This is a genomic window from Zavarzinia sp. CC-PAN008, from assembly GCF_051903925.1.
In the GTDB taxonomy this organism is placed as follows: domain Bacteria; phylum Pseudomonadota; class Alphaproteobacteria; order Zavarziniales; family Zavarziniaceae.
Genome location: NZ_CP173678.1, coordinates 552,432 through 572,360 on the forward strand (window position 1 = coordinate 552,432; position 19,929 = coordinate 572,360).

Consider the following 19,929-nt stretch of genomic DNA (forward strand, 5'->3'; position numbering starts at 1 on the left):
ACGCCCCACCGCCTCAGGACAGACCGAACGGCTTCAGCAGCATGCGCAGGTACTTTCCGACGAACCGGCCGCCCGGCAGGTTTTCGCCCAGCAGGCCAGGCTGGTCGCTCCACGACACGCGGCGGTCGGCCTGGATATAGAGCGCCAGCGGCCGCTCCGTCCGGTTGCAGAAGTTGTAGACCCAGGGCCCCTCCCGCGTCAGGACGGAGCGGTAGAAGGTCCCCACGCGCTGGCGCAGCGGCGCCCGGTCGACGCCCCCCAACCCCACATCGACCAGGTCGTCAAAGGGCAGGCCCGCGACCAGGCTGGTATCGACCGGCGTGCACAGCGCGCTCAGGTCGGCGTTGAAGGCGACGACATGGCCATGGTCGACGGCCCATGCCTCCCCCGGCGCCAGCACCTTCTCCTCCAGGTGGGTGAGGCCCGTCAGGGCAAGCTGCCCGGTCGCAGCACCCTCCAGCGCGCCGATGCGCAGCACGCTGGTGGAGCGGGTGATGGGCCAGTGCGCGCCCGACCAGCGCGTCTCGATCCGCGCCCCGAACGAGGCGAGATAGGCATAGTGCTGCACCAGGTACTGCTCGCCCGGGCTCAGGTCCAGGCAGTGGATCTTGCGGTTCAGGCCGGCGGACAAGCGCAATTCCGGCGGCTGCGTGCCGCGCGTCTCCGCCACCAGCAGGGAATTCACCAGGAACTCCCCCGCCCCCGCCGTCTTGCGCAGGACCAGCCGCCGCAGGCGGGTGACGCCGAACGGCAGCGGCGCCTCCTGCGGCCGCACCGCCCCCTTCAGCACGATCCCGGGCGAGCCATCGGCCCACGCGCCCGGCCGCAGGTAGATCGCCTCCCCCAGCCCCGGCCGCACCAGCAGCGAATTCCCGAAATTGACGACGGTGAAGTGCATGCCCGCAAGGCTACGCCACCCGCTCCAGGAATGAAGCAGGCACGGGCCCGGTCAGCCACACGCCGTTTTCCGCCTGGAAGAAGGGATGGCCCGCCCGGTTAAGGGCGCCGGCCGCGACGCGCAGGATGACCGGCGACCCGTGCCGCATGCCGACCGCGCGCGCCGTCTGCACATCGGGCGACAGGTGAACGTATTGCCGCGCGCCGGGCTTCAGGCCCTCCGCCAGGATCGCCTCAAGGAAGCGGCCGGCCGTGCCGTGATAAAGCACGTCGGGCGGCACCACCGGCACCAGGCCCAGGTCGACCTCGACCGAATGCCCCTGCGCCGCACGGATCCGGCGGCCGTCCTCCGACAGCGAAAACCGCTTCTTCTCGCTGGTCGCCACGACATGGCCCAGGTCGTCCCGCGTGAAGACGGTGCCGTGCGCCGCCGCCTTTTCCAACAGGTCGTCAACGCTCGCCCACCCCTGCGCATCGAGCACAAGCCCGATCTCCTCCGGCTTATGCCGCAGCACCAGGCTCAAGAACTTGCTTAGGCCCGCGGCCTGTTTTTTGCCGGTCGCCATGACGGTGATTGTCCGCAGCGGGTCATTTCGGACAAGGGGCCGGCCACTGTGAATGCGTGGGTGGGGCTACGCCGCCAGCGTCCGCTTCGACCCTCCGCTGACCAGGACCAGGGCCCCGACTGACGGGGCGGCGACGACGCCGGACCGGCATCACACGGTACAACTACGTTGCGCCAATCCTGCACTATCGCATATTGTCGGAGATAGGAACACGCGCTGGATATGGCAACACGCAGAACAGAATGACACCCGATTTCAATATCCATACTGTTTTTGGCGTCCGCCCCAAAGTAAATGACCTTTCTTATGTAGACAGAGGCTCTCTTGACAAATCCCTGAGGAAGCTGATCTCAAGAAAGCAAACTCATGTGGCAATTCGGGGAGCCTCAAAATCTGGCAAGTCGTGGCTACGGCAAAGGACTTTAGAAAATCCAATTGTAGTGCAATGCCGCATTAATTATAAAGTAGCAGATATATATAGGGATGTTCTATCAAACTTAGGAATCAGTGTGAAGACCGAGAGCAATGTAGCCACAGGATACCACGTCCAATTGATGGCCACCGGCGAAGTTGGCTACAAAATACTCGCAAAAGCGTCTGGGGAACTTCAGCTTGGAACAAATTTTCACGGCCAGCAGACCTTTAGTCCAATAGGAAAGAATCTTGACGACCTGGAGTTCATATCTAGCGTAATAATAGCTTCAGAACGCACACTTGTAGTAGAAGACTTCCATTACCTTCCTGTTGATGAACAGAAAAAATTTGCTTTTGATTTGAAAACACTCTGGGATTTTAATGTATTTGTTGTCGTAGTTGGCGTCTGGATAAGTGAAAATATGCTGATTACGCTTAATCCCGATCTTTCCGATCGAATCGAAGAGTTGTCTGTGACCTGGACATCTCTGGAGTTGCAAGATGTGTTCCGGAAAGGCTGCGCACATCTCCGAATAGAGCCCTCAGATACAATAGTCAGAAAAATTGCCGACATTTCATATGGAAGTGTAGGGCTGCTCCAGACTCTGGCCTTGAGACTTCTTGACGACGAGATTGACATTTCGAGCGTCCCACGCGACGGGAGTGTGACGTCACTCTCCGCTCAAGACAAAGTTGAGGACGCCGCAATGCATGTGGCCGACCAACTCAATCAGTTGTATATCTCATTTGCCAAGCGTGTTTCAGACGGCATTAGAACGAGGGCGAACGCCACGGGAATCTACGCTCATGCGATGGCAGTCATAATGGATGCCGACGACCAAAAGCTATCAGATGGTTTGTCAGCTAAGGAGATACATCAGATCGCCCATCGGAGGCAGCCCCGCATTCAACTCGGAAATCTTAAAGTGGCGCTGAAGCAGTTTCAGAACCTTCAAGTTGATTCTGAAGGGAGAGGTCTAGTTCTCGCATACGATCCACAAGAAGAACGGGTAAGTGTTGTGGATCGCCAACTCTTACTATACAGGCGTTATGCTACAGTGAAATGGCCATGGGAGGAGTTGATAGAGGAAGTTTCAAACTCAGCCGGCGCTTTCGACTGATTACGCCTCTAGAACTGATTTCCTGATTGTTCCCAGTATTCATGTCGAAGGCCAGGCTGACAATGTCTCCGGCCCTTCTCCCCCCTTGACCCTCCCCCGCGCCCCCGCCATGTTACCGACCGGTCGGGAAGAACCGTCGGGAGGGAGCACGCGTGAACTTCGATTTCTCGGATGACCAGAAGCTGCTGCGCGACCAGGTGCGGCGCATGCTGGACGAACGCTGCCCCACGAGCGAGGTGCGGCGCATCCTGGAGGGGCCGGAGCCCTATTCCAAGGCGGTGTGGCAGCAGCTGGCCGAGCTCGGCGCCATCGGCGTTGCGATCCCGGAGGAATATGGCGGGACGGGCCTGGGCTACCTGGAACTGTGCCTGATCGCGGAGGAGCTGGGCCGGGCGCTGGCGCCGGTGCCCATGGCGTCCTCCATCTACCAGGCGGCGGAGGCGCTGCTGCAGGCGGGGACGGCTGAGCAGAAGTCGGCCTGGCTGCCCAAGCTGGCGGACGGCAGCGTCATCGGCACCTATGCCGCGACGGAGCCCAAGACGGCGCTGCGGCCGGAGCGCCTGGGCACCACGTTCAACGGGACCACGATCTCCGGCACAAAAAGCCCGGTGGCGGACGGCAGCACGGCGGGCATCGCCCTGGTGCTGGCCAAGGATTCCGGGGCCGGGGCGGTTGGCGATGGCGTCACGCTGGTCCTGGTCGACCTGTCGGCCAAGGGGGTGGCGCGCAAGACCATCGCCACGCTGGACCCGACGCGCGACCACGCGACGCTGACCTTCGACGGCGCGCCGGCGCAGGTTGTGGGCACGCGCGGCGATGGCTGGGCATTGCACAAGCGTCTGACCGACCGGGCGGCGATCCTGCTGGCCTTCGAGCAGGTGGGCGGCGCCGACCGGGCGCTGGAGATCGGGCGCGACTATGCGATGACGCGCTATGCCTTTGGCCGGCTGATCGGCTCGTACCAGGCGATCAAGCACAAGCTGGTCGAGATCTATGCCAAGAACGTGCTGGCCCGCTCGCACTGCTTCTATGGCGCATGGGCGCTGTCGACCGACGCGGTCGACCTGCCCCTGGCCGCGGCCGCGGCGCGCAGTGCCGCGACCGACGCGTTCAGCCATGCGGCGCAGGAAATGACCCAGACGCATGGTGGCATCGGCTTCACCTGGGAGCATGATGCCCACCTGTTCTATCGCCGGGCGCGCCTGACGGCGCTGTCGCTCGGCACGGTCCATGAGTGGAAGGACCGCCTCGTCACCCAGCTCGAACAGCGCAACGTCGCGTAAGGGAGGCTATTCCATGGACTTCGACGATACGCCGGAAGAGGCCGCCTACCGCGCCCAGGTCCGCACCTGGCTGGACGCCAACGCCACGAAGAAGGGCAAGGACACGGCCGAGCGCCGCCGCAAGCAGAGCGAGGCCGAGCGCCTGGCCGAGGGCCGCGCCTGGCAGGCCAAGAAGTTCGAGGCGGGCTATGCCGCCATCACCTGGCCCAAGGAGCACTATGGCCAGGCCGGAAAGCCGATCCAGTCGGTGATCTATGGCCAGGAGGAGGCGCGCTACGACGTGCCCGGCGGCTTCTTCGGCATCGGCCTGGGGATGTGCATCCCCGTGCTGCGCACCTTTGGCCGGCAGGACCATATCGAGCGCTATGTGAAGCCGGCGCTGCGGGGGGAGGAGATCTGGTGCCAGCTCTTCTCCGAACCCGTCGCCGGCTCTGACGTGGCCGGCATCCGCACCCGCGCGGTGCGCGACGGCGACGACTGGATCCTGAACGGGCAGAAGGTGTGGACGACGGGTGCCCACTATTCCGACTACGGCATCATCGTCACCCGCACCGACCCGACCAAGCCCAAGCACGAAGGCCTGACCTTTTTCTGGCTGGACATGAAGGCGCCCGGCGTCGAGGTCCGCCCGATCAAGCAGGCAAGCGGCCATTCCGAGTTCAACGAGGTCTTCTTCACCGACGTGCGCATCCCCGACACGCAGCGGCTGGGGGCGATCAACGGCGGCTGGAAGGTCGTGCTGGCGACGCTGATGTTCGAGCGGCAGTCGATCGGCTCCGGCGGCGGCCTGCCGGACGCGATGGACGCGCTGCGCCTGGCCCGCACGACGGAGCTCGACGGCAACCCGGCGCTCCAGGACGGCCGGGTGCGCCAGCGCGTCGCCGACTGGTGGCTCAACAACCAGGGGCTGAAGCTGAACAACTTCCGGGCGCTGACCGCACTCAGCAAGGGGCAGCAGCCGGGGCCGGAATTCTCGATCGGCAAGATGATCGCGGCCCCCCAGGGGCAGCAGGTCGCCTATTTCCTGATGGACCTGCTGGGCCACGACGCGATCCAGACGGCGGATGACGGCATAGCGCTCGACAGCGTCCACTATGGCTGGATGTGGTCGGTCGCCATGCGCATCGCCGGCGGCACGGACGAGATCATGCGCAACATCCTGGCCGAACGCGTCCTGGGCCTGCCCGGCGACATCCGCGTGGACAAGGACATCCCCTACAACCAGCTGCCGGGCTGAGCGGGCCTCTCCCTCCCCCGTCGCCTGCGATGGGGGAGGGCAGGGGTGGGGGCAGTGCGCACGTCTCAGACGGTCGCAATGGCTGAGGCCGTGGGATCGCGCCCCCACCCTGCCCTCCCCCACGCGTGCCGCGCAGGGGAGGGTTCTCAGAGCGCGAACAGGTCCGCGAAGTTGCGGGCATAGAAGCGGTCGCGGGCGTCCGATCCGGCATCGCCCAGCAACTGCTCGAAGCGTTGCAGCGGGGCGCGCCCGCCCTCGATATGGGGATAATCGCTGGAGAACAGGTAGAGCCGGGCGTCCGACTCGCGGATCAGGGCGCCGACATCCTCGTACGGATAGGGGGTGAAGCCGATCCGGCCGATGATCTGCTGCGACGGCGGCGCGCTCAGCGCCTTCAGGTCGGCCTCGGACTTGCGCCAGATCTGCGCCGTCCAGTCCAGCCGCCGCAACAGCGCAGGCACGTAGCCGGCGCCCAGTTCGACGACGGCACCCCGCAGATGCGGGTGACGCTCCAGGACGCCGTCCAGGACCATGGTCCCGATGAAGGTCTCCGCCCCGTGGTGCAGGGCGATCATGTCCTTGCCCCGCACGTTCTCCCCACCACCCAGCCAGTCTTCCGGCACTGGCCGCCCGGTGTTCATCCAGGGTGCGGGAATCTGCAGGCCCGTGCCGCCGACATGCAGGACGAAGGGCAGGCCCGCTTCCGCCATCGCGGCCCAGACCGGGTCCAGGTCGTTGTGCCCGGGCGACCGGCCGCCGCAGGGACGATGCGGCACCCACACCGCCTTCAGGCCCAGGTCGCGCGCGTGCTCAAGCTCGGCCAGCGCCAGGGACGGCTCGTCCAGCGGCACCATGGCGACGCCCATCAGGCGGCCGTCGCCGCCGCAGAAGTCGGCCATGGCCCGGTTGTGCGCCCGCGCCGCGCCATAGCGCAGGTCCAGCGCCAGCCCCTCGTCGAACACGGCGCTGGGCGAGAACGTGGCAAAGACCAGCTGCTTGGCGAAACCCAGCATGTCCAGCGCCTGGCGCCGCTCGCCGGCGTTGAACGCGCCCAGCGCGTGATACCCCTTGGGCCCCGCGATCAGCCCATCGCCCAGCGCCAGCAGGGCCGAGACGTGCTCCGGCGCGTGGGCCTTGGCGTTGGTCACATCGTCCTGGCCCAGTGCGTTGCGCCCGCCATTGCTGGTGGAGATCGGCGGCAGCCGGTCGCGCAGGTGCGGATCGGCAAAGGCGGACAGGAAGTCCGGCAGTTCCATGATGTGGCTGTCGGCGTCGTAGCAGACGCGCGCATCGGCATAGGCCATGGCGATCCTCCCGTTTCTGCATCCGTGAACATTGTTCACGCGCGTTTCGTGGACTATCGCACCCGGCCGCCTAGAAGTCGAAATAGTAGAAGCTTTCCGGCCGCCCCGCCGCGATCAGGGCGCAGGCGATCGTGATCGCCAGCAGGACGGGCACCGCCAGTGCGGCGGGCACCCGCGCCGCGGCTGCCAGGATGCGCGGCACCTGGTCCAGGTGGTGGAAGAGCAGCACGACCGCCGTCAGCACCACGACCTGCGTGGCGCCGGCAGGCCAGTCGCCCCAGCCGCGCAGGCCCAGCATGCCGGCATAGATGTCGATCGCGGCGCCAAGGTCGGGCGCCCGGAACAGCACCACGGTGAAGGTCCACACCACCAGCGCCAGCGCGATGAAGCCCCAGCGTGCCGGCCCCTTGGCCATGCGCGCCGTCCGCGAATAGCCGGTCATGCCCTCCAGCGCCATGATGCAGCCCAGCACCAGGCCCCAGATGACGAAGGTCCAGGCCGCGCCATGCCACAGGCCCGACAGGACCATGGTCAGGACGATGGACAGATAGCGCGCCACATGCTGCAGCCGCGCATGCAGCGGACGGAACAGATAGTCGCGCAGCCACAGGCTCAGCGTCATGTGCCAGCGCTGCCAGACCTCGGTGATCGAGGTCGCGCGATAGGGCGAGCGGAAATTCTCCGGCAGGGCCACGCCCAGCATGCCGGCCAGCGCGATCGCCATGTCGGAATAGGCGCTGAAATCGCAATAGATCTGGGTCACGAAGCCCAGTGTCGCGACCGCCGCCTCCCATCCGCTGGTCGTGTCGGCGGCGCTGAACGCGCGGTCGACAAAGGGGGCGATCGGATCGGCGATCATCACCTTCTTCAGCATGCCCACGGTGAACAGCGCCAGGTGCGGGGCAAAGGCCGCCCAGTCGAAGCGGATGTTCGGCAACTGGGGGAACAGCTGGGCGGGACGCAGGATCGGGCCGGCGATCAGGTGGGGAAAGAACGACACGAACAGCGCGGTGTCGCGCAGGCTTGCCGCCTTCACGTCGCGGCGCTTGGCCACGTCGATCAGCATCGAGACGATCGAGAAGGTGACGAACGAGATGCCGAGCGGCAGGGGCCAGCCCAGGTGCGCCAGCGGCAATCCGGTCAGGTCGCCCAGGGTCGCCAGGATGAAGTCCGTGTACTTGAAGACGAGCAGCGGCGTCAGGCCCGCCACCACGCACAGGGCCAGCCAGCCGCGGTCGCGCGCCACCAGGTGGCTGCCCGCCCAGCCCAGCAGGATCAGGCCCAGCAGCACCGCCAGGAAGGGCGGATACCACCACGCATAGAAGAACAGGCTGGCCAGCAGGACATAGTTCAGGCGCAGGGCGCGCGGCATGACCAGCAGGCCCGCGGCAAAGACCACGAAGAAGATCAGGAAGCTGGGAAGCTGGAAAAGCATGGCTCAGGCCGCGGCGGCGCCCGGCAGGCGCCAAGCCCAGGAGTTCAGGAGCCGACCAGCGGCAGCAGCGCGCGCGCGATCCGCGCCGTTGCGTCCGCATTCAGGTGCAGGTCCTGCTCGGTCACCCAATAGGCCGTGGCCGGCTTGCCCAGCAGGGCGGGTCGCAGGTCGATGAACGACCAGCCAAAGGTCGCCGCCTCCGCGCGCTGGATCTCGGTGGCAAAGCCGAACGCATAGTCGTCCAGGTCGTGCATCTCCGGCACGGAGGCCAGGATCACCTTCTGGCCATGCGCCTGGGCCTGGGCCGCGATCTGGGCAAAGGCCTCGTGCATGGCGGCAGCTCCGGGGCCGGACGTCCATTCCGTGCGCACCCTGGCGACCATGTCCTCGCGCCCGGTGGCGCCGCTGGTCAGCGTCGACAAGTAGGTGACCAGGACGGCGCTCAGCGCGCTGTTGCGCAGGATCGGATTGCGTGTCGGCTCCGGCTGGATCACGGGGGCCCGGATCGAGCCGACCAGGATCACCGTGTCGACCGGCAGGCGGGCATTGGTGCGCGCCCAGTGGGCCGCGATCTGGGACAGGTTCATGTTGCCGACGCCGTCATTGATGACGTCGACATCCGCCGGAAGGGCGGCCTGAAGCTGGCCACGCAGCGATTCTGCGTCGGGAACGCCCCAGCCCAGCGCCAGCGAATCGCCGATGATCGCGATCCGCCGCCGTGCGTCCGTCTTTGGCTCGGGTCCGCGCAGGCCCAGGCTGTTGATCGCCACCTCGACGTTCTGCAGTTGCGCGTGGCTGCCGGGAACGTGCTCGTGGCCGATCGCCGGATCGTCGCTCGGCCGCTTGAGCAGCGTGGCGTAGCGCCACATCTCGACCACGTAGTTGCCCTGGTTCATCGTCGCCAGCCGCACCAGCGCCTCGCCCGCAAGCACGGCCAGCACAACGCCGGCCAGGAGCAGACCGACCGTTTCAGCCGCCCTGCGGACGGGATGAGACCTCTTCACGGTGGTCGCGATCAGAATACGGCGTAGACAAGCGGCGCCCAGGCCGTCCCCTGCGACACGACCAGCAGGCCGATGAACAGCAGGAACAGCAGCAGGAAGGGGATGAAGATCAACCGCGAGCGCTTCGCGAACAGAAAGCCGAACAGATCCCTGAAGAATGACATGCGTGCTCCCCACGCCAGCCGGCCGACTGGCGCGCCCCCCAGATATCGACAGGCGTAGTCGGTTGAGACTCCGCTTCTTCCGGGTACGCGTCAAGTGTGTTAGAGGCCGGGGATGGTCCGGGATGACAAGACATTGGCCCCGCCGCCGCCGCCGGCGTCGCCGCGTGCCTTCGGGGTCGTGATGGCCGTCATCTGCGGACTGATCGGCACGTATCCGTTGATTTACAATGGCCCTCCACGTCTATGGGTGATTGCCCTGGGCGTGGGCCTGCTGGCCATCGGCTGGGTCCGTCCGGCCTGGCTGGCGCCGGCCACTGCCATGTGGCTGCGCTTCGGCGCTGCACTTCACAAAGTGACGAGTCTAATTATTCTCGGTACCCTTTTTTTCACGGTGCTGACGCCGCTGGCGATGCTGTCGCGGGCCAGCGGGGGCGACCGCCTGCGGCTGAAACGCCGGCCCGCCGGCACGTCCTACTGGCTGGACTGCGATCCCGCAGGCCACCGGCCCGACTTCGAGAAGCCGTACTGAGCCGCGGGCGGGCGGGCGGAACGGGCGGGGCGCGATGACCGGCATTCTGGGCATCTCGGCGCTGTACCACGACAGCGCGGCGGCACTGGTGATCGACGGCCGGGTGATCGCGGCGGCGCAGGAGGAGCGCTTCACCCGGGTGAAGCAGGATGCGCGCTTTCCGGAACACGCCATCCGCTACCTGCTGGGGGAGGCGCGGCAGCGTGGCGCCAGCGTCGACCACGTCGTCTTCTACGAGAAGCCGTTCCTGAAGTTCGAGCGCCTGCTCGACACCTATCTCAGCTTCGCGCCGCGCGGCTTTCGCTCGTTTCGCGAGGCAATGCCGGTCTGGGGGCGGGAAAAGCTGTTCCAGCGCGACCTGTTGGCCAAGGCGCTCGGCCGGATCGAGGCCGACCTGGGCGACCCGGCCCGGCTGCGCTTCAGCAACCATCACCTCAGCCACGCGGCGTCGGCCTTCTATCCCTCCCCCTTCGCGCAGGCGGCCGTGCTGACGATGGACGGGGTGGGCGAATGGGCGACCACCTCGGCCGGCATGGGGTCGGGCGGCGACCTGCGCATCGACCGGGAACTGCGCTTCCCGCACTCGCTGGGTCTGCTCTATGCGGCCTTCACCTACCATGCCGGGTTCAAGGTGAATTCGGGCGAGTACAAGCTGATGGGCCTGGCCCCCTATGGCCGCCCGCGCTTCGCCCAGACCATCCTCGATCACCTGATCGACCTGCGGGAGGATGGGTCCTTCCGCCTGGACCAGTCGTATTTCAACTACTGCACCGGCCTCACGATGACGAATGCGCGGTTCGACGCGCTGTTCGGCCAGGCCCGCCGCGTGCCCGAAAGCCCCTTCGCCCAGGTCCATGCCGACATGGCCGCCTCGATCCAGCAGGTTACCGAACTGGCGGTGACGCGCATGGCGCGGGACCTTGCCCGCCGAACGGGGCAACGGAACCTGTGCCTGGCCGGTGGGGTCGCACTCAATTGCGTCGCCAATGGCCGGCTTGTGCGGGACGGGGTGTTCGACAACATCTGGATCCAGCCCGCCGCAGGCGATGCGGGCGGTGCCTTGGGTGCCGCCCTTGCCTATTGGCACTTGGCGCTTGGCGGCGCGCGCGCGGATCCCGCGGGCCAGGCGATGACGCACGCAGCCTTGGGCCCCGAATACTCGCAGGCCGAGGTCGCGGCGGCGCTGGATGCCGCGGGGGCACGCTACCGGGTCCTGGGGGACGACGACCTGATGCGCGACACGGCGCAGGCGCTGGCCCAGGGCCAGGCGGTCGGCTGGTTCCAGGGGCGCGGCGAGTTCGGGCCGCGCGCCCTTGGCAACCGCTCCATCCTGGCCGATCCGCGCGATCCCACGATGCAGCGCCGGCTGAACCTGAAGATCAAGTTCCGCGAAAGCTTCCGCCCCTTCGCCCCGGCCGTCCTGGTGGAGGAGGCGCAAGGCTGGTTCGACCTGGCCTGCGAATCGCCCTTCATGCTGGTCACGGCACCGGTGGCCCAGGCCCGCCGCGTGGCCGGCGGCGACGCCCCGGCAGACCTGGCGAACGGCCTGGCACTGCCCCGCTCGACCATTCCAGCAGTCACGCATGTCGACCATTCCGCGCGGGTCCAGACGGTGAGCCAGGACGCCAATCCCCGCTTCCACGCCCTGCTGTCCGCGTTCAGGGAGCAGACGGGCTGCCCCGTCCTGGCCAATACCAGCTTCAACGTGCGCGGCGAGCCCATCGTGCAGACGCCCGACGATGCCTTTCGCTGCTTCATGGGCACCGGGCTGGACCTGCTGGTCGTCGGCAATTGCGTGCTAGCGAAGGACCGGCAGGATCCCGCCCTTTTGCACGACTACGCGCAGGAGATTCCCCCTGACTGACCTGGACGGGCAGGCCGCGCCCCCACAGCCGCCGCGCCATGGGGCGCTGCGCCGCTTCACCCTGCTGGCGGCGCAGGCGCTCGTCGTGCTGATGCTGCTCGATGGCTTCGTCGACCTGGGCTATCCCGCCGCGCGGGCCGTGGTCCTGCCTGCCCTCGAAGCGCTTCAGGGCCCGGATCGTGCCCGCGCCGACCGGCCCGCCGGGTGGGACGACTACCGCTTCCGCGAAGTGCCGGGCCTGGGCAAGCTGGTGGAGCCGATCGCGGCACCTGGCCTCAATGTTGATGCGCTGGGTCGCCGGGCCACCGGCAATCCGCCGCGCAACGGCCCGCATGGCGTGCTGCTGGGCTCCTCCCCCACCTTCGGCTTCCATGTCGCAGACGATGCGACCCTGGCCGCGGCCCTGGAACGCCGGCGTACGGACGTCACCGTGGCAAGCCTGGCGGGCCCGGCGCGCACCACGCCCGAGAGCATGGCGAACTGGGCGCGGGTCGAGGCGGCGCTCGACGCGCCTGACTTCGGCATCCTGGTGTTCGGCTATATCGACGTCTTCCTGGCCTGCTGGCCAAGCTTCGGCGGGGCGGAGCCGGTGGCCGAGCGGGCTGGCGAGCACCAGCCCGCCCTGGTCACCGTGCCGGCCCGATTGCTGCGCCGCCTGTCCCCGCCTTCCGACACGCCGTGCCGCGATCCCGAGGTCCAGGCCGCCCTGGTCGAGCGCTCGCTCTACGAGCTGCGCTCGGCACTGGCCTATGGCCGGACGCGCACTCCCCACTTCGTCGTCGTGGTCCCGCCCACCGTCTTCGGCACCGACGCGGACGTGGCGGCCCTGCGAACCAAGGTGCCGCCAGCGGTCGCGCAGTCGCTGGACACCCTGATCCGCGCGATCCGTGCACGCCTGGCTGCGGACGCAATCCCGGGCGTGATCGATCTCTCGGCCCTGTTCGACGCGGATGGCATGCGCTACCTCATCGACAGCGGCAGCCATTTCAGCGCGGCCGGCGCCGACCTCCTGGCGGAAGAGATCCTGCGGCAACTCCCCGACGACTTCTTTTCCCAGTCGCGGGGCTGAGGCGGCCCATGGCATTTGGCGGGGACTACGCGCGGATCTATGACCGGCTCTATGCGGACAAGGCCTATGCCGCCGACGCCGCCTTCGCCCTCGACCTGCTGCGATCGGCCGTCCCGGCTGGCGCCACCATGCGGCATGTCCTGGACATCGGCTGCGGCACCGCGCGCCATGCCCTTCACCTGGCCCAGGCCGGCCACGACGTCACTGGGATCGACCAGTCGCTGGGGATGATCGCCGAAGGCCGGGCGCGCGTGGCCGCGGCACCTTGCGCCGGCGGCGGCCGCATCAAGCTGGCCCAGGGCGATATCCGCAGCGTCGACCTGGGCGTCCGCTTCGATGCCGCCCTGTCGCTGTTCCATGTCTTCAGCTACCTCACCTCGGACGACGACCTGCGCGATGGCTTTCGCGGGGTACGGCGGCACCTGCGGGCCGGGGCGCCCTTCGCCTTCGACTTCTGGCACGGCCCCGCAATCGACCAGGATGGGCCGCAGGACCGCGACAAGGTGGTGGAGGACGAGGACATCCACATCCGGCGCCAGACGCGGCCAGTCTGGCAGCCGGCGCAGGACCGCGTCGACGTGCACTACCACCTGACGATCCGCGACAAGAACTCCGGGCTTGAGACCACCAGCAGCGAGGTGCACCGCCTGCGCTACCTCTATCCCGCACGGCTGGCCCCCCTGCTGGACGACGCCGGCTTCCGCGTGCTGCGCTGCGTGGAGTGGCTGACGGGCAACGTCCCGGACCGCGCCAGCTTCAGCGTCTGCCTGCTGGCCCAGGCACGCTGAGGCCATGCGCGTCGCGATCTTCGTCGAGCAGCCGGCAACCGCCGGCGGCGGCTTCCAGCAGACGCTGTCGACCGTAGTCGCCCTGGCGGAGGGACTGAAAGGGCACGAGGTGATGGTCCTGGCGCCGCGCGGCGACATCGCCCAGGCCTTCGCGCGGCACGGCATCGCGACCCATCTCTATCCCGACGGTCCCGTGGCGCGGTTGCTGGAGGTGCTGCCAGCCCTGCTGCCACAGGCCGAGCGGGTCCTGGCCGGCCTGCGCCGCCTGGGCCTGCGCGGACTGGGGCGCGGGCTGGACCGCCGGCTGGCGGCGCTGGGCGTCGACCTGGCCGTGTTCAACCTGGCGTCGACGACCGCGCTGCGCCTGGCCGAGCATCCCTTCGTCGTGACCGTCTGGGACCTGTGCCACCGCGACCACCCGGAATTCCCGGAAGTCGCAGGCAGCCGCGAGTTCGAACGGCGCGAGCAGGTGCTGAACGCGATCCTGCCCAAGGCCATCGCCGTCATCGCCAACGCCCCCGGCGGCGCGGCGCAGATCGCCGCCACCTACGCCGTCGATCCCGGCCGCATCCGCGTCGTGCCCTTCCTGCCGGCGCTGGCGACGCGCCGGCACGCCGCGGGCCAGGGCAGCGTGACCGCGGCACAGGTCCGCGCGCGGTACGGCCTGCCGGACGCATTCGCCTTCTATCCAGCCAATCCCTGGCCACACAAGAACCACGTCTATCTGCTGGAGGCGGTGGCCCTGCTGGAACGACGGCACGGCGTGCGCCTGGACATCGTCCTCAGCGGCGGCGCGGCAGCGGGCTTTGCGCATGTCGAGGATCGCGCCCGTGCCCTGGGCATCGCCGATCGGGTGCACATCCTGGGCTTTGTCGCGGACGAGGCCATGCCGGCGCTCTATGAATGCGCGACGATGCTGGTCATGCCGACCTATTTCGGGCCGACCAACCTGCCTCCGCTGGAGGCTGCCCTGCTGGGCTGCCCCGTCATCTATGCCGACACGGCGTCCTTCCGGGCGCAGATGGGGCCGGCCGCCCTCTATTGCGACCTGGCCGATCCGGCGTCGCTGGCCGAACACATGCACAGGATCGTGACGGACCCGGCCTGCGCCACGCAGTTGCGCCAGGCCGGGCGGGAGCTGGCGGCTGGCCTTGACGGGGACGCCTATGCCCGCGAGTTCCAGCAGGTCTTCGACGACTTTGCCTGGAAGCGGCGCCTATGGCCCGCGCGCGCCTCCTGACATCAGGTCCAGGAACAGGCTGCGGTCCAGGCCGCCCAGCAGCGCCAGCACGGCGAAATAGAGGCCCGCCGCCAGGGGCACGGCCAGCAGGACGATTCCGGCCGGCAGCGTCGCCGGGGCGGCGACCGGAAAGCCCAGCAGCGCCAGGCCCAGTGCCATGATCCCCGCCGCGGCCAGCGCGCGGGCCACCAGGCCGTATCGCCAGTGCACCGGCCAGTGCGCCCGGGCGAAGCGGACCGCATAGGCCCCGGCCAGGGCATAGCCCACCAGGGTCGTCGCCGCCGGCACGACCAGGCCCGGATAGTGCGGCAGCAGCAGCGCGCACAGGCCCAGGCTGACCCCGATCGCGATCAGGTTCGCCTCCAGAACCTGCCGTGTCCGCCCCAGGACGAAGGCGGCATAGCTGACCAGGATCATGATGCCATAGGGAACGGCCGCCAGGGAGACCAGCGGCATGACCAGGCGGCTGGCCTCCGCCGCGGCGGGCGTGGCCAGCAGCGCGACCAGGCTGGGGCCGACCATCGTGCAGCCGGCGACGAATGGGATCGCCACGATCAGGAACAGGTGCATGAACCGGTCGAACAGGCGCGATGCCCCGGCCTGGTCGCCGGCATCGACCAGCCGCGACAGGGCAGGCGGCAGCACGATGCCGAAATACTTGGGCAGGAAGCACAGCAGGATCGCCAGCTGGTACGCGGGCTGGTACTGGCCCACGGCGGCAACCGACAGGAACAGCGCGATCAGGTAACGGTCGCCTGCGGCCAGGACCAGATCGGCCACGAATTCCAGGACCAGGGGAAAGCCCGTCCGCGCCTGGCGCACGAAGTCGCCGATCCTCTGTCGCGGGCGGGACAATCCCGTCTCGCGCAGCGCGGCGCCAAGCACGGGCACGGCGACCAGCAGCAGCGCCACCACCTGCAACGCCACCACAAGGTCCAGCGACAGGGGCACGCCAAGGATCGCGGCACCGGCAACCGCGGCGGTATAGAGCACCACGTGGCCCAGCGTCGCCGCGTTGAACACGCCCAGGCGGAGCGTGTAGCGGAAATAGTCGGTGCCCTGGGCCAGCAGGAACAGCGCCACCAGCCATGCCGCGATCCAGGCCGGCGACACGGCAAGCCCCGGGCCCAGCAGGGCCGCGCCCAGGGCTGGCATGACCGCGATCAGCGCGCCGCAGAACAGGGTGATGGTGCCCGCCTGGAACCACAATTGCGGCATCATCAGCGCGGACCGCTCGGCCATGCCATGGGCCGCCGGCAGGTTGCGCCAATAGCCGTAGCGCGTGCCGAAGCCCGAGATCCCAAGCAGCAGGGTCAGCATCGCCCCCAGCAGGACATAGGCACCATAGACCGCCTCGCCCGCCAGCTTGATGATGATCGGCATGACGATCAGGCCCCGCGCATAGAACAGCGCCTGGACCAGGATCCCGAAGACAAGCTGGCGGCCCACGCGGGGCGGTTCGGCCATCCCTCAATCCGTGGAATAGCCCAGGCGCCGCAGCAGCGGCCCGGCGCGCGCGACGACCTGCCGGGCAACGGCAGGCGGCAGCGTCACGCGCGCCGTCGTCGCACCGTCCGGCGCCGGCCCGGCCGTGGCCGGCCGGACAAAGGCCAAGCCGCCCGTCGCGGGGTGGCGCGCGTTGAAGGCCGCCTCATCCGCCCGCATGGCGGCCAGGGTGCAGCGCTCGGCCGCCGCCGCCAGCAGGGCCGCATCCGGCGCCCAGCCCAGGGCGCGCAGGCAATGGCCCAGTTCCCCGGCCGGGTCGGCGGCCAGGTCCTCATAGCGCAGCAGCATCATGGCGACCGACGGCGGCGTCCGGTCCAGCCAGCCCTCGACATGCGCGCACCAGGCATCGATGCCGAAGCGGCGATCCTCGACCAGTGCCTCGATCGGGCCGGCGAACTGGCCCAGCTGGGTCAGGAACACATGGTACGACGGCAGGACGTGGCGGGGGTCCCGCACCAGGTAGATCAGCTTCTTGTAAGCCGGCGTGAAGGTCGCGTGGCTCTTCAACAGGCGGTGGCCCAGGCCCGCCAGCGCTGGCGGCCCCAGTCGGGTCCGGGTGTGGATGTCGGGGACGAAGTCCTCGACGTTGAAGAACGTCGCCCGCCGTTCGTCCCCCGCCCGCAGCAGCAGCGCATTGGCCAGCAGGTAGGACAGGAAGGTCACGCCAGAGCGGGGGAAATCGACCAGGAACAGGTCGGCATGATCGACCGGGCGGGGCAGGACAGAGCGTGCCCGCCAATGCTCCAGCTGTTCCCGTATGGCGCTGCGCAGCCTTTGCATGCGATCCCCGGCCCCGCTCAGTCCGGCCCGTCCGGCGGCGTCCCGTCGATGTACGGCAGCAGGAGACTGACCGGCAAGCGCGAGCCGGGCACGCTGACATGGTTGTTGTCCCGGTACAGCGGCACGGCACCATCCAGCGTGGCACAGGTCTCCCCCCGGCACATCGCCTCCACCGGCCTGATCCGCACCAGGCGCCCCGGCGGCCGCGCCGTGATCCCGTCCAGGACGGCCAGGACCGCGCGGTTATAGGACCGGTAGTGCTCCAGCGTCATGGCCGGCGCCTCGACCCGGCCCTGCTGCCAGAGCGCCAGTGCTGCGCGGCGCGGGATGTTGTGGCCGCCTGTCGGCACCGGATCATAGAGATGGACGACCTTGCCCGCCGCCGTCAGCGCCGCCACGGCCTTCTGCAGGCCGGCAGCCAGGACCGCGGCGCCCGCCGCATCGTCCAGGACAGGGCCGCCCGGCACGCGCAGGCGGACCGCGCGCCGTGGGTCGGCCTCGTCCGGTGGCTGGAACGACGTCGCGCCGAAATAGTGCGCGTAGTATCCCACCAGGACGACATGGCGAATGGACGGCGTGGCCAGCACCTGCGCCAGCACCTGCGCATTGTGCCTGGGGCACAGTCCCCAGCGGATGCCCGTGGTGTCCAGGTCAAGCGCCGGCGGACAGCCCGGCAGCGTCCCGAACAGCAGGCCGTGGCCCCGCTCCGCCAGGGCCTGCGACAGGGCGGGCGCCAGAGCGATCGCGTGGCTGTCCCCCCACAGCGCCCAGGTGGCCGGCCGCGTCGTGTCGCCCAGCCGGCAATAGCTGTTCGTCCGCGCGCGCCGGTCATAGTCGGCACCGGAATTGCCGCACTCCGGGGTGCCCGCGAAGCGCGACGTGGCAAAGGCCGCGACCTCGCGCGCGGCCGGGGGCAGGCGCTGCGGCCAGCCGCCGGACAGCATCAGCGCAAGGCCCAGGGCGCCCTGGGCCGCCAGCACGGCCACAGCGGACGGCGCAAGGGCGCGGCGCCCGGGCAGCGCCCGCCGGCGCCGGAACGGTTCCTCGACCAGGCGCCAGGACAGCGTGGCGACGGCCAGGCACACCGCCACCACCGCCAGCGAGGTCGGCGCATCCAGCGGCCACGGGCTCCAGTAGCGCCACAGGAACCAGATCGGCAGGTGCCACAGGTACAGCGAATACGAGATGCGGCCCAGGAACCGCACCGGCCCCAGGCTCAGCAGCCGACGGCCAAGTGTCGCCGACGCCTGGCCCGACCAAATCACCAGTGCCGCCGCAAGGCATGGCACCAGGGCGGCAAAGCCCGGATAGGTCACCGCGTGGTCATAGGTCAGCGACGCCAGGACGATCAGGCCCAGCCCGGCAAGCCCCGCTCCCTCCTGGATCCAGCGCGCCCGGGCCGGCCCGGGCGGCAGCATGGCCAGGATGCCGCCCAGTCCAAAGGCCCAGGCCCGCGACGGCGCCTGGAAATAGGCGGCCCCCGGATAGGCCACCGACCACCAGGCCGAGATCGCGAACGAGGCAAGCGTTCCCACCACCAGCCAGGCCAGCGGCCGCTTGCGGATCGCCAGCATGACGAGGGGATAGACCAGGTAGAACTGCACCTCGACCGAGATCGACCAGGTGTGGATCAGGAACGAGCCGACGTCGGTGAAGTACTCGGTGACCCGGTCCAGATAGAGGTTCGAGGCGAACACGCTCAGGCTGGCGACCACGGCGCCCAGCCCCTCCAGATCGCGCGGCAGCAGGATCAGCGTGCCCGCCAATGCCACGACGATCGACATCACGCTGATCGCCGGGACCAGGCGGCGCGCCCGTGATTCGTAGAAATCCCACAGGCTGAACCGGCCCGCCGCCAGCTGGCGCGCCAGCAGCCTGGTGACGACGAAACCGGAAATGACAAAGAACACGTCAACGGCGATATAGCCGCCGGGCAATGCCATCATCCAGAAGTGGTAGACGACGACCAGCGCCACGGCGACACCGCGCAGACCTTCGACATCGGGGCGAAAGTCGGGAACAGGTGTCGTCATGGGCCCCAGGATCGGCGGATTTCATTCCTGTCGCATATCATCCTGATTCCCTGCCTGTGCCGCCTGCCCAAGCCACCCTGACCTGCTTTCCTCTGCCCGTCGCATGGGGCACATTGGCGCGCGCGACGCAATGCCGGCAGCGGATCCGGGTCCGCCGTCACCCCTGCACCCGACTGGAACCGACCACGCCCATGCACCCCTGGTACGACCCGGCCCGGCGGGCCAGCCCTGCGCACGCCACGGACACGACAGGATGATCGAACGGATCGACCACGGGGACATGCTGCTGGCCCTGATTCTGCGCGCCGAGGTCCGGCAGCAGGGCGTCACGTTCTTCACGCCGCCCGAACTGTCGCAACAGCTTGCCTATATCGCGCATCCCCAGGGCCACCAGATCCAGCCCCATACCCACAAGCCGGTGACACGCGAAGTCCACAACACGCAGGAGGTGCTGTTCCTGCGCCGTGGCCGCCTGCGCGTCGACTTCTATGACACCACGCAGCGCTACCTGTGCAGCCGCGAACTGGCAGCCGGCGACGTCATCCTGCTGGCCGCCGGCGGGCACGGCTTCGAGGTGCTGGAGGCCGTCGAGATGTTCGAGGTCAAGCAGGGCCCCTATGACGACAGCCATGACAAGGAGCGCTTTGCCGGGATCGCCGCCGACCAGGTGAAATGGGCCTGAGCGCCACGACCCG

18 protein-coding genes are annotated in these 19,929 nt (G+C 68.4%); 9 read left to right on the forward strand and 9 right to left on the reverse strand.

Annotation, left to right across the window (positions count from 1 at the left end):
- Positions 1-13: 13 nt before the first annotated feature.
- Positions 14-898, reverse strand: coding sequence for an AIM24 family protein (locus ACI6GS_RS02775; protein ID WP_439816249.1), 885 nt, complete (start codon positions 896-898; stop codon positions 14-16).
- 10 nt (positions 899-908) lie between these two features.
- Positions 909-1,463: an RNA 2'-phosphotransferase gene (locus tag ACI6GS_RS02780; protein WP_439816250.1), complete on the reverse strand. Its 555-nt coding sequence runs from the start codon at positions 1,461-1,463 to the stop codon at positions 909-911.
- Between the two features lie 242 nt (positions 1,464-1,705).
- Between ACI6GS_RS02780 and ACI6GS_RS02785 the strand changes: the two genes are divergently transcribed.
- From ACI6GS_RS02785 to ACI6GS_RS02795, 3 genes are all read left to right on the forward strand, one after another.
- Positions 1,706-2,998: a hypothetical protein gene (locus ACI6GS_RS02785; protein ID WP_439816251.1), complete on the forward strand. Its 1,293-nt coding sequence runs from the start codon at positions 1,706-1,708 to the stop codon at positions 2,996-2,998.
- 152 nt (positions 2,999-3,150) lie between these two features.
- A complete protein-coding gene (locus ACI6GS_RS02790) occupies positions 3,151-4,281 on the forward strand; it encodes an acyl-CoA dehydrogenase family protein (RefSeq protein ID WP_439816252.1) in 1,131 nt (376 codons plus the stop codon).
- Positions 4,282-4,294: 13 nt separating this feature from the next.
- Positions 4,295-5,518, forward strand: coding sequence for an acyl-CoA dehydrogenase family protein (locus tag ACI6GS_RS02795; RefSeq protein WP_439816253.1), 1,224 nt, complete (start codon positions 4,295-4,297; stop codon positions 5,516-5,518).
- A gap of 146 nt (positions 5,519-5,664) precedes the next feature.
- Here ACI6GS_RS02795 and ACI6GS_RS02800 read toward each other — a convergent pair whose 3' ends face one another.
- From ACI6GS_RS02800 to ACI6GS_RS02815, 4 genes are all read right to left on the reverse strand, one after another.
- On the reverse strand, positions 5,665-6,822 hold the full coding sequence (locus ACI6GS_RS02800) for an amidohydrolase family protein (protein WP_439816254.1): 1,158 nt from the start codon (positions 6,820-6,822) through the stop codon (positions 5,665-5,667).
- Between the two features lie 70 nt (positions 6,823-6,892).
- The gene (locus ACI6GS_RS02805; RefSeq protein WP_439816255.1) at positions 6,893-8,257 is read right to left on the reverse strand and encodes an MBOAT family O-acyltransferase; all 1,365 of its coding nucleotides are present in this window, start codon (positions 8,255-8,257) and stop codon (positions 6,893-6,895) included.
- 44 nt (positions 8,258-8,301) lie between these two features.
- On the reverse strand, positions 8,302-9,261 hold the full coding sequence (locus ACI6GS_RS02810; protein WP_439816256.1) for an SGNH/GDSL hydrolase family protein: 960 nt from the start codon (positions 9,259-9,261) through the stop codon (positions 8,302-8,304).
- 11 nt (positions 9,262-9,272) lie between these two features.
- Positions 9,273-9,425, reverse strand: a complete 153-nt coding sequence (locus ACI6GS_RS02815) for a DUF5989 family protein (RefSeq protein ID WP_439816257.1) — start codon at positions 9,423-9,425, stop codon at positions 9,273-9,275.
- Between the two features lie 112 nt (positions 9,426-9,537).
- On the opposite strand from ACI6GS_RS02815, the gene ACI6GS_RS02820 reads away from it, so the two are divergent.
- The 5 genes from ACI6GS_RS02820 to ACI6GS_RS02840 all read left to right on the forward strand — a co-directional run bounded on the left by ACI6GS_RS02820 (position 9,538) and on the right by ACI6GS_RS02840 (position 14,915).
- On the forward strand, positions 9,538-9,954 hold the full coding sequence (locus ACI6GS_RS02820) for an SxtJ family membrane protein (protein ID WP_439816258.1): 417 nt from the start codon (positions 9,538-9,540) through the stop codon (positions 9,952-9,954).
- Positions 9,955-9,988: 34 nt separating this feature from the next.
- Positions 9,989-11,818 (forward strand): carbamoyltransferase family protein, encoded by a 1,830-nt coding sequence (locus tag ACI6GS_RS02825; RefSeq protein ID WP_439816259.1) that lies wholly within the window; start codon positions 9,989-9,991, stop codon positions 11,816-11,818.
- Positions 11,819-11,903: 85 nt separating this feature from the next.
- Entirely contained in the window at positions 11,904-12,887 is a 984-nt protein-coding gene (locus ACI6GS_RS02830; protein ID WP_439816260.1) for a hypothetical protein, read from the forward strand.
- Positions 12,888-12,895: 8 nt separating this feature from the next.
- Positions 12,896-13,675, forward strand: coding sequence for a class I SAM-dependent DNA methyltransferase (locus ACI6GS_RS02835; RefSeq protein ID WP_439816261.1), 780 nt, complete (start codon positions 12,896-12,898; stop codon positions 13,673-13,675).
- A 4-nt stretch (positions 13,676-13,679) separates the two neighbouring features.
- Complete coding sequence (locus tag ACI6GS_RS02840) at positions 13,680-14,915, forward strand: glycosyltransferase (RefSeq protein ID WP_439816262.1); 1,236 nt, start codon at positions 13,680-13,682, stop codon at positions 14,913-14,915.
- Here the strand turns inward: ACI6GS_RS02840 and ACI6GS_RS02845 are convergent.
- From ACI6GS_RS02845 to ACI6GS_RS02855, 3 genes are read right to left on the reverse strand one after another with little or no spacing between them, the layout of a single operon-like run.
- Positions 14,892-16,382 (reverse strand): lipopolysaccharide biosynthesis protein, encoded by a 1,491-nt coding sequence (locus ACI6GS_RS02845; protein WP_439816263.1) that lies wholly within the window; start codon positions 16,380-16,382, stop codon positions 14,892-14,894. The genes ACI6GS_RS02840 and ACI6GS_RS02845 overlap by 24 nt on opposite strands.
- Before the next feature lie 3 nt (positions 16,383-16,385).
- Positions 16,386-17,201: a sulfotransferase domain-containing protein gene (locus ACI6GS_RS02850; RefSeq protein WP_439816264.1), complete on the reverse strand. Its 816-nt coding sequence runs from the start codon at positions 17,199-17,201 to the stop codon at positions 16,386-16,388.
- A gap of 17 nt (positions 17,202-17,218) precedes the next feature.
- Positions 17,219-19,234 (reverse strand): acyltransferase family protein, encoded by a 2,016-nt coding sequence (locus ACI6GS_RS02855; protein ID WP_439816265.1) that lies wholly within the window; start codon positions 19,232-19,234, stop codon positions 17,219-17,221.
- Between the two features lie 253 nt (positions 19,235-19,487).
- Between ACI6GS_RS02855 and ACI6GS_RS02860 the strand changes: the two genes are divergently transcribed.
- Positions 19,488-19,916 carry a hypothetical protein gene (locus tag ACI6GS_RS02860; protein ID WP_439816266.1) on the forward strand — a complete coding sequence of 143 codons (429 nt, stop codon included), beginning with the start codon at positions 19,488-19,490 and terminating at the stop codon, positions 19,914-19,916.
- Positions 19,917-19,929: the final 13 nt, after the last annotated feature.

What these genes read in the sequence shown, in the direction of transcription:
- ACI6GS_RS02805 (WP_439816255.1), bottom strand. Translation starts at nt 8,257, where the DNA reads ATGCTTTTCCAGCTTCCCAGCTTCCTGATCTTCTTCGTGGTCTTTGCC.
- ACI6GS_RS02850 (WP_439816264.1), bottom strand. Translation starts at nt 17,201, where the DNA reads ATGCAAAGGCTGCGCAGCGCCATACGGGAACAGCTGGAGCATTGGCGG.
- ACI6GS_RS02785 (WP_439816251.1), top strand. Translation starts at nt 1,706, where the DNA reads ATGACACCCGATTTCAATATCCATACTGTTTTTGGCGTCCGCCCCAAA.
- ACI6GS_RS02800 (WP_439816254.1), bottom strand. Translation starts at nt 6,822, where the DNA reads ATGGCCTATGCCGATGCGCGCGTCTGCTACGACGCCGACAGCCACATC.
- ACI6GS_RS02795 (WP_439816253.1), top strand. Translation starts at nt 4,295, where the DNA reads ATGGACTTCGACGATACGCCGGAAGAGGCCGCCTACCGCGCCCAGGTC.
- ACI6GS_RS02775 (WP_439816249.1), bottom strand. Translation starts at nt 898, where the DNA reads ATGCACTTCACCGTCGTCAATTTCGGGAATTCGCTGCTGGTGCGGCCG.
- ACI6GS_RS02840 (WP_439816262.1), top strand. Translation starts at nt 13,680, where the DNA reads ATGCGCGTCGCGATCTTCGTCGAGCAGCCGGCAACCGCCGGCGGCGGC.
- ACI6GS_RS02815 (WP_439816257.1), bottom strand. Translation starts at nt 9,425, where the DNA reads ATGTCATTCTTCAGGGATCTGTTCGGCTTTCTGTTCGCGAAGCGCTCG.
- ACI6GS_RS02825 (WP_439816259.1), top strand. Translation starts at nt 9,989, where the DNA reads ATGACCGGCATTCTGGGCATCTCGGCGCTGTACCACGACAGCGCGGCG.
- ACI6GS_RS02780 (WP_439816250.1), bottom strand. Translation starts at nt 1,463, where the DNA reads ATGGCGACCGGCAAAAAACAGGCCGCGGGCCTAAGCAAGTTCTTGAGC.
- ACI6GS_RS02860 (WP_439816266.1), top strand. Translation starts at nt 19,488, where the DNA reads ATGATCGAACGGATCGACCACGGGGACATGCTGCTGGCCCTGATTCTG.
- ACI6GS_RS02845 (WP_439816263.1), bottom strand. Translation starts at nt 16,382, where the DNA reads ATGGCCGAACCGCCCCGCGTGGGCCGCCAGCTTGTCTTCGGGATCCTG.
- ACI6GS_RS02835 (WP_439816261.1), top strand. Translation starts at nt 12,896, where the DNA reads ATGGCATTTGGCGGGGACTACGCGCGGATCTATGACCGGCTCTATGCG.
- ACI6GS_RS02855 (WP_439816265.1), bottom strand. Translation starts at nt 19,234, where the DNA reads ATGACGACACCTGTTCCCGACTTTCGCCCCGATGTCGAAGGTCTGCGC.
- ACI6GS_RS02820 (WP_439816258.1), top strand. Translation starts at nt 9,538, where the DNA reads ATGGTCCGGGATGACAAGACATTGGCCCCGCCGCCGCCGCCGGCGTCG.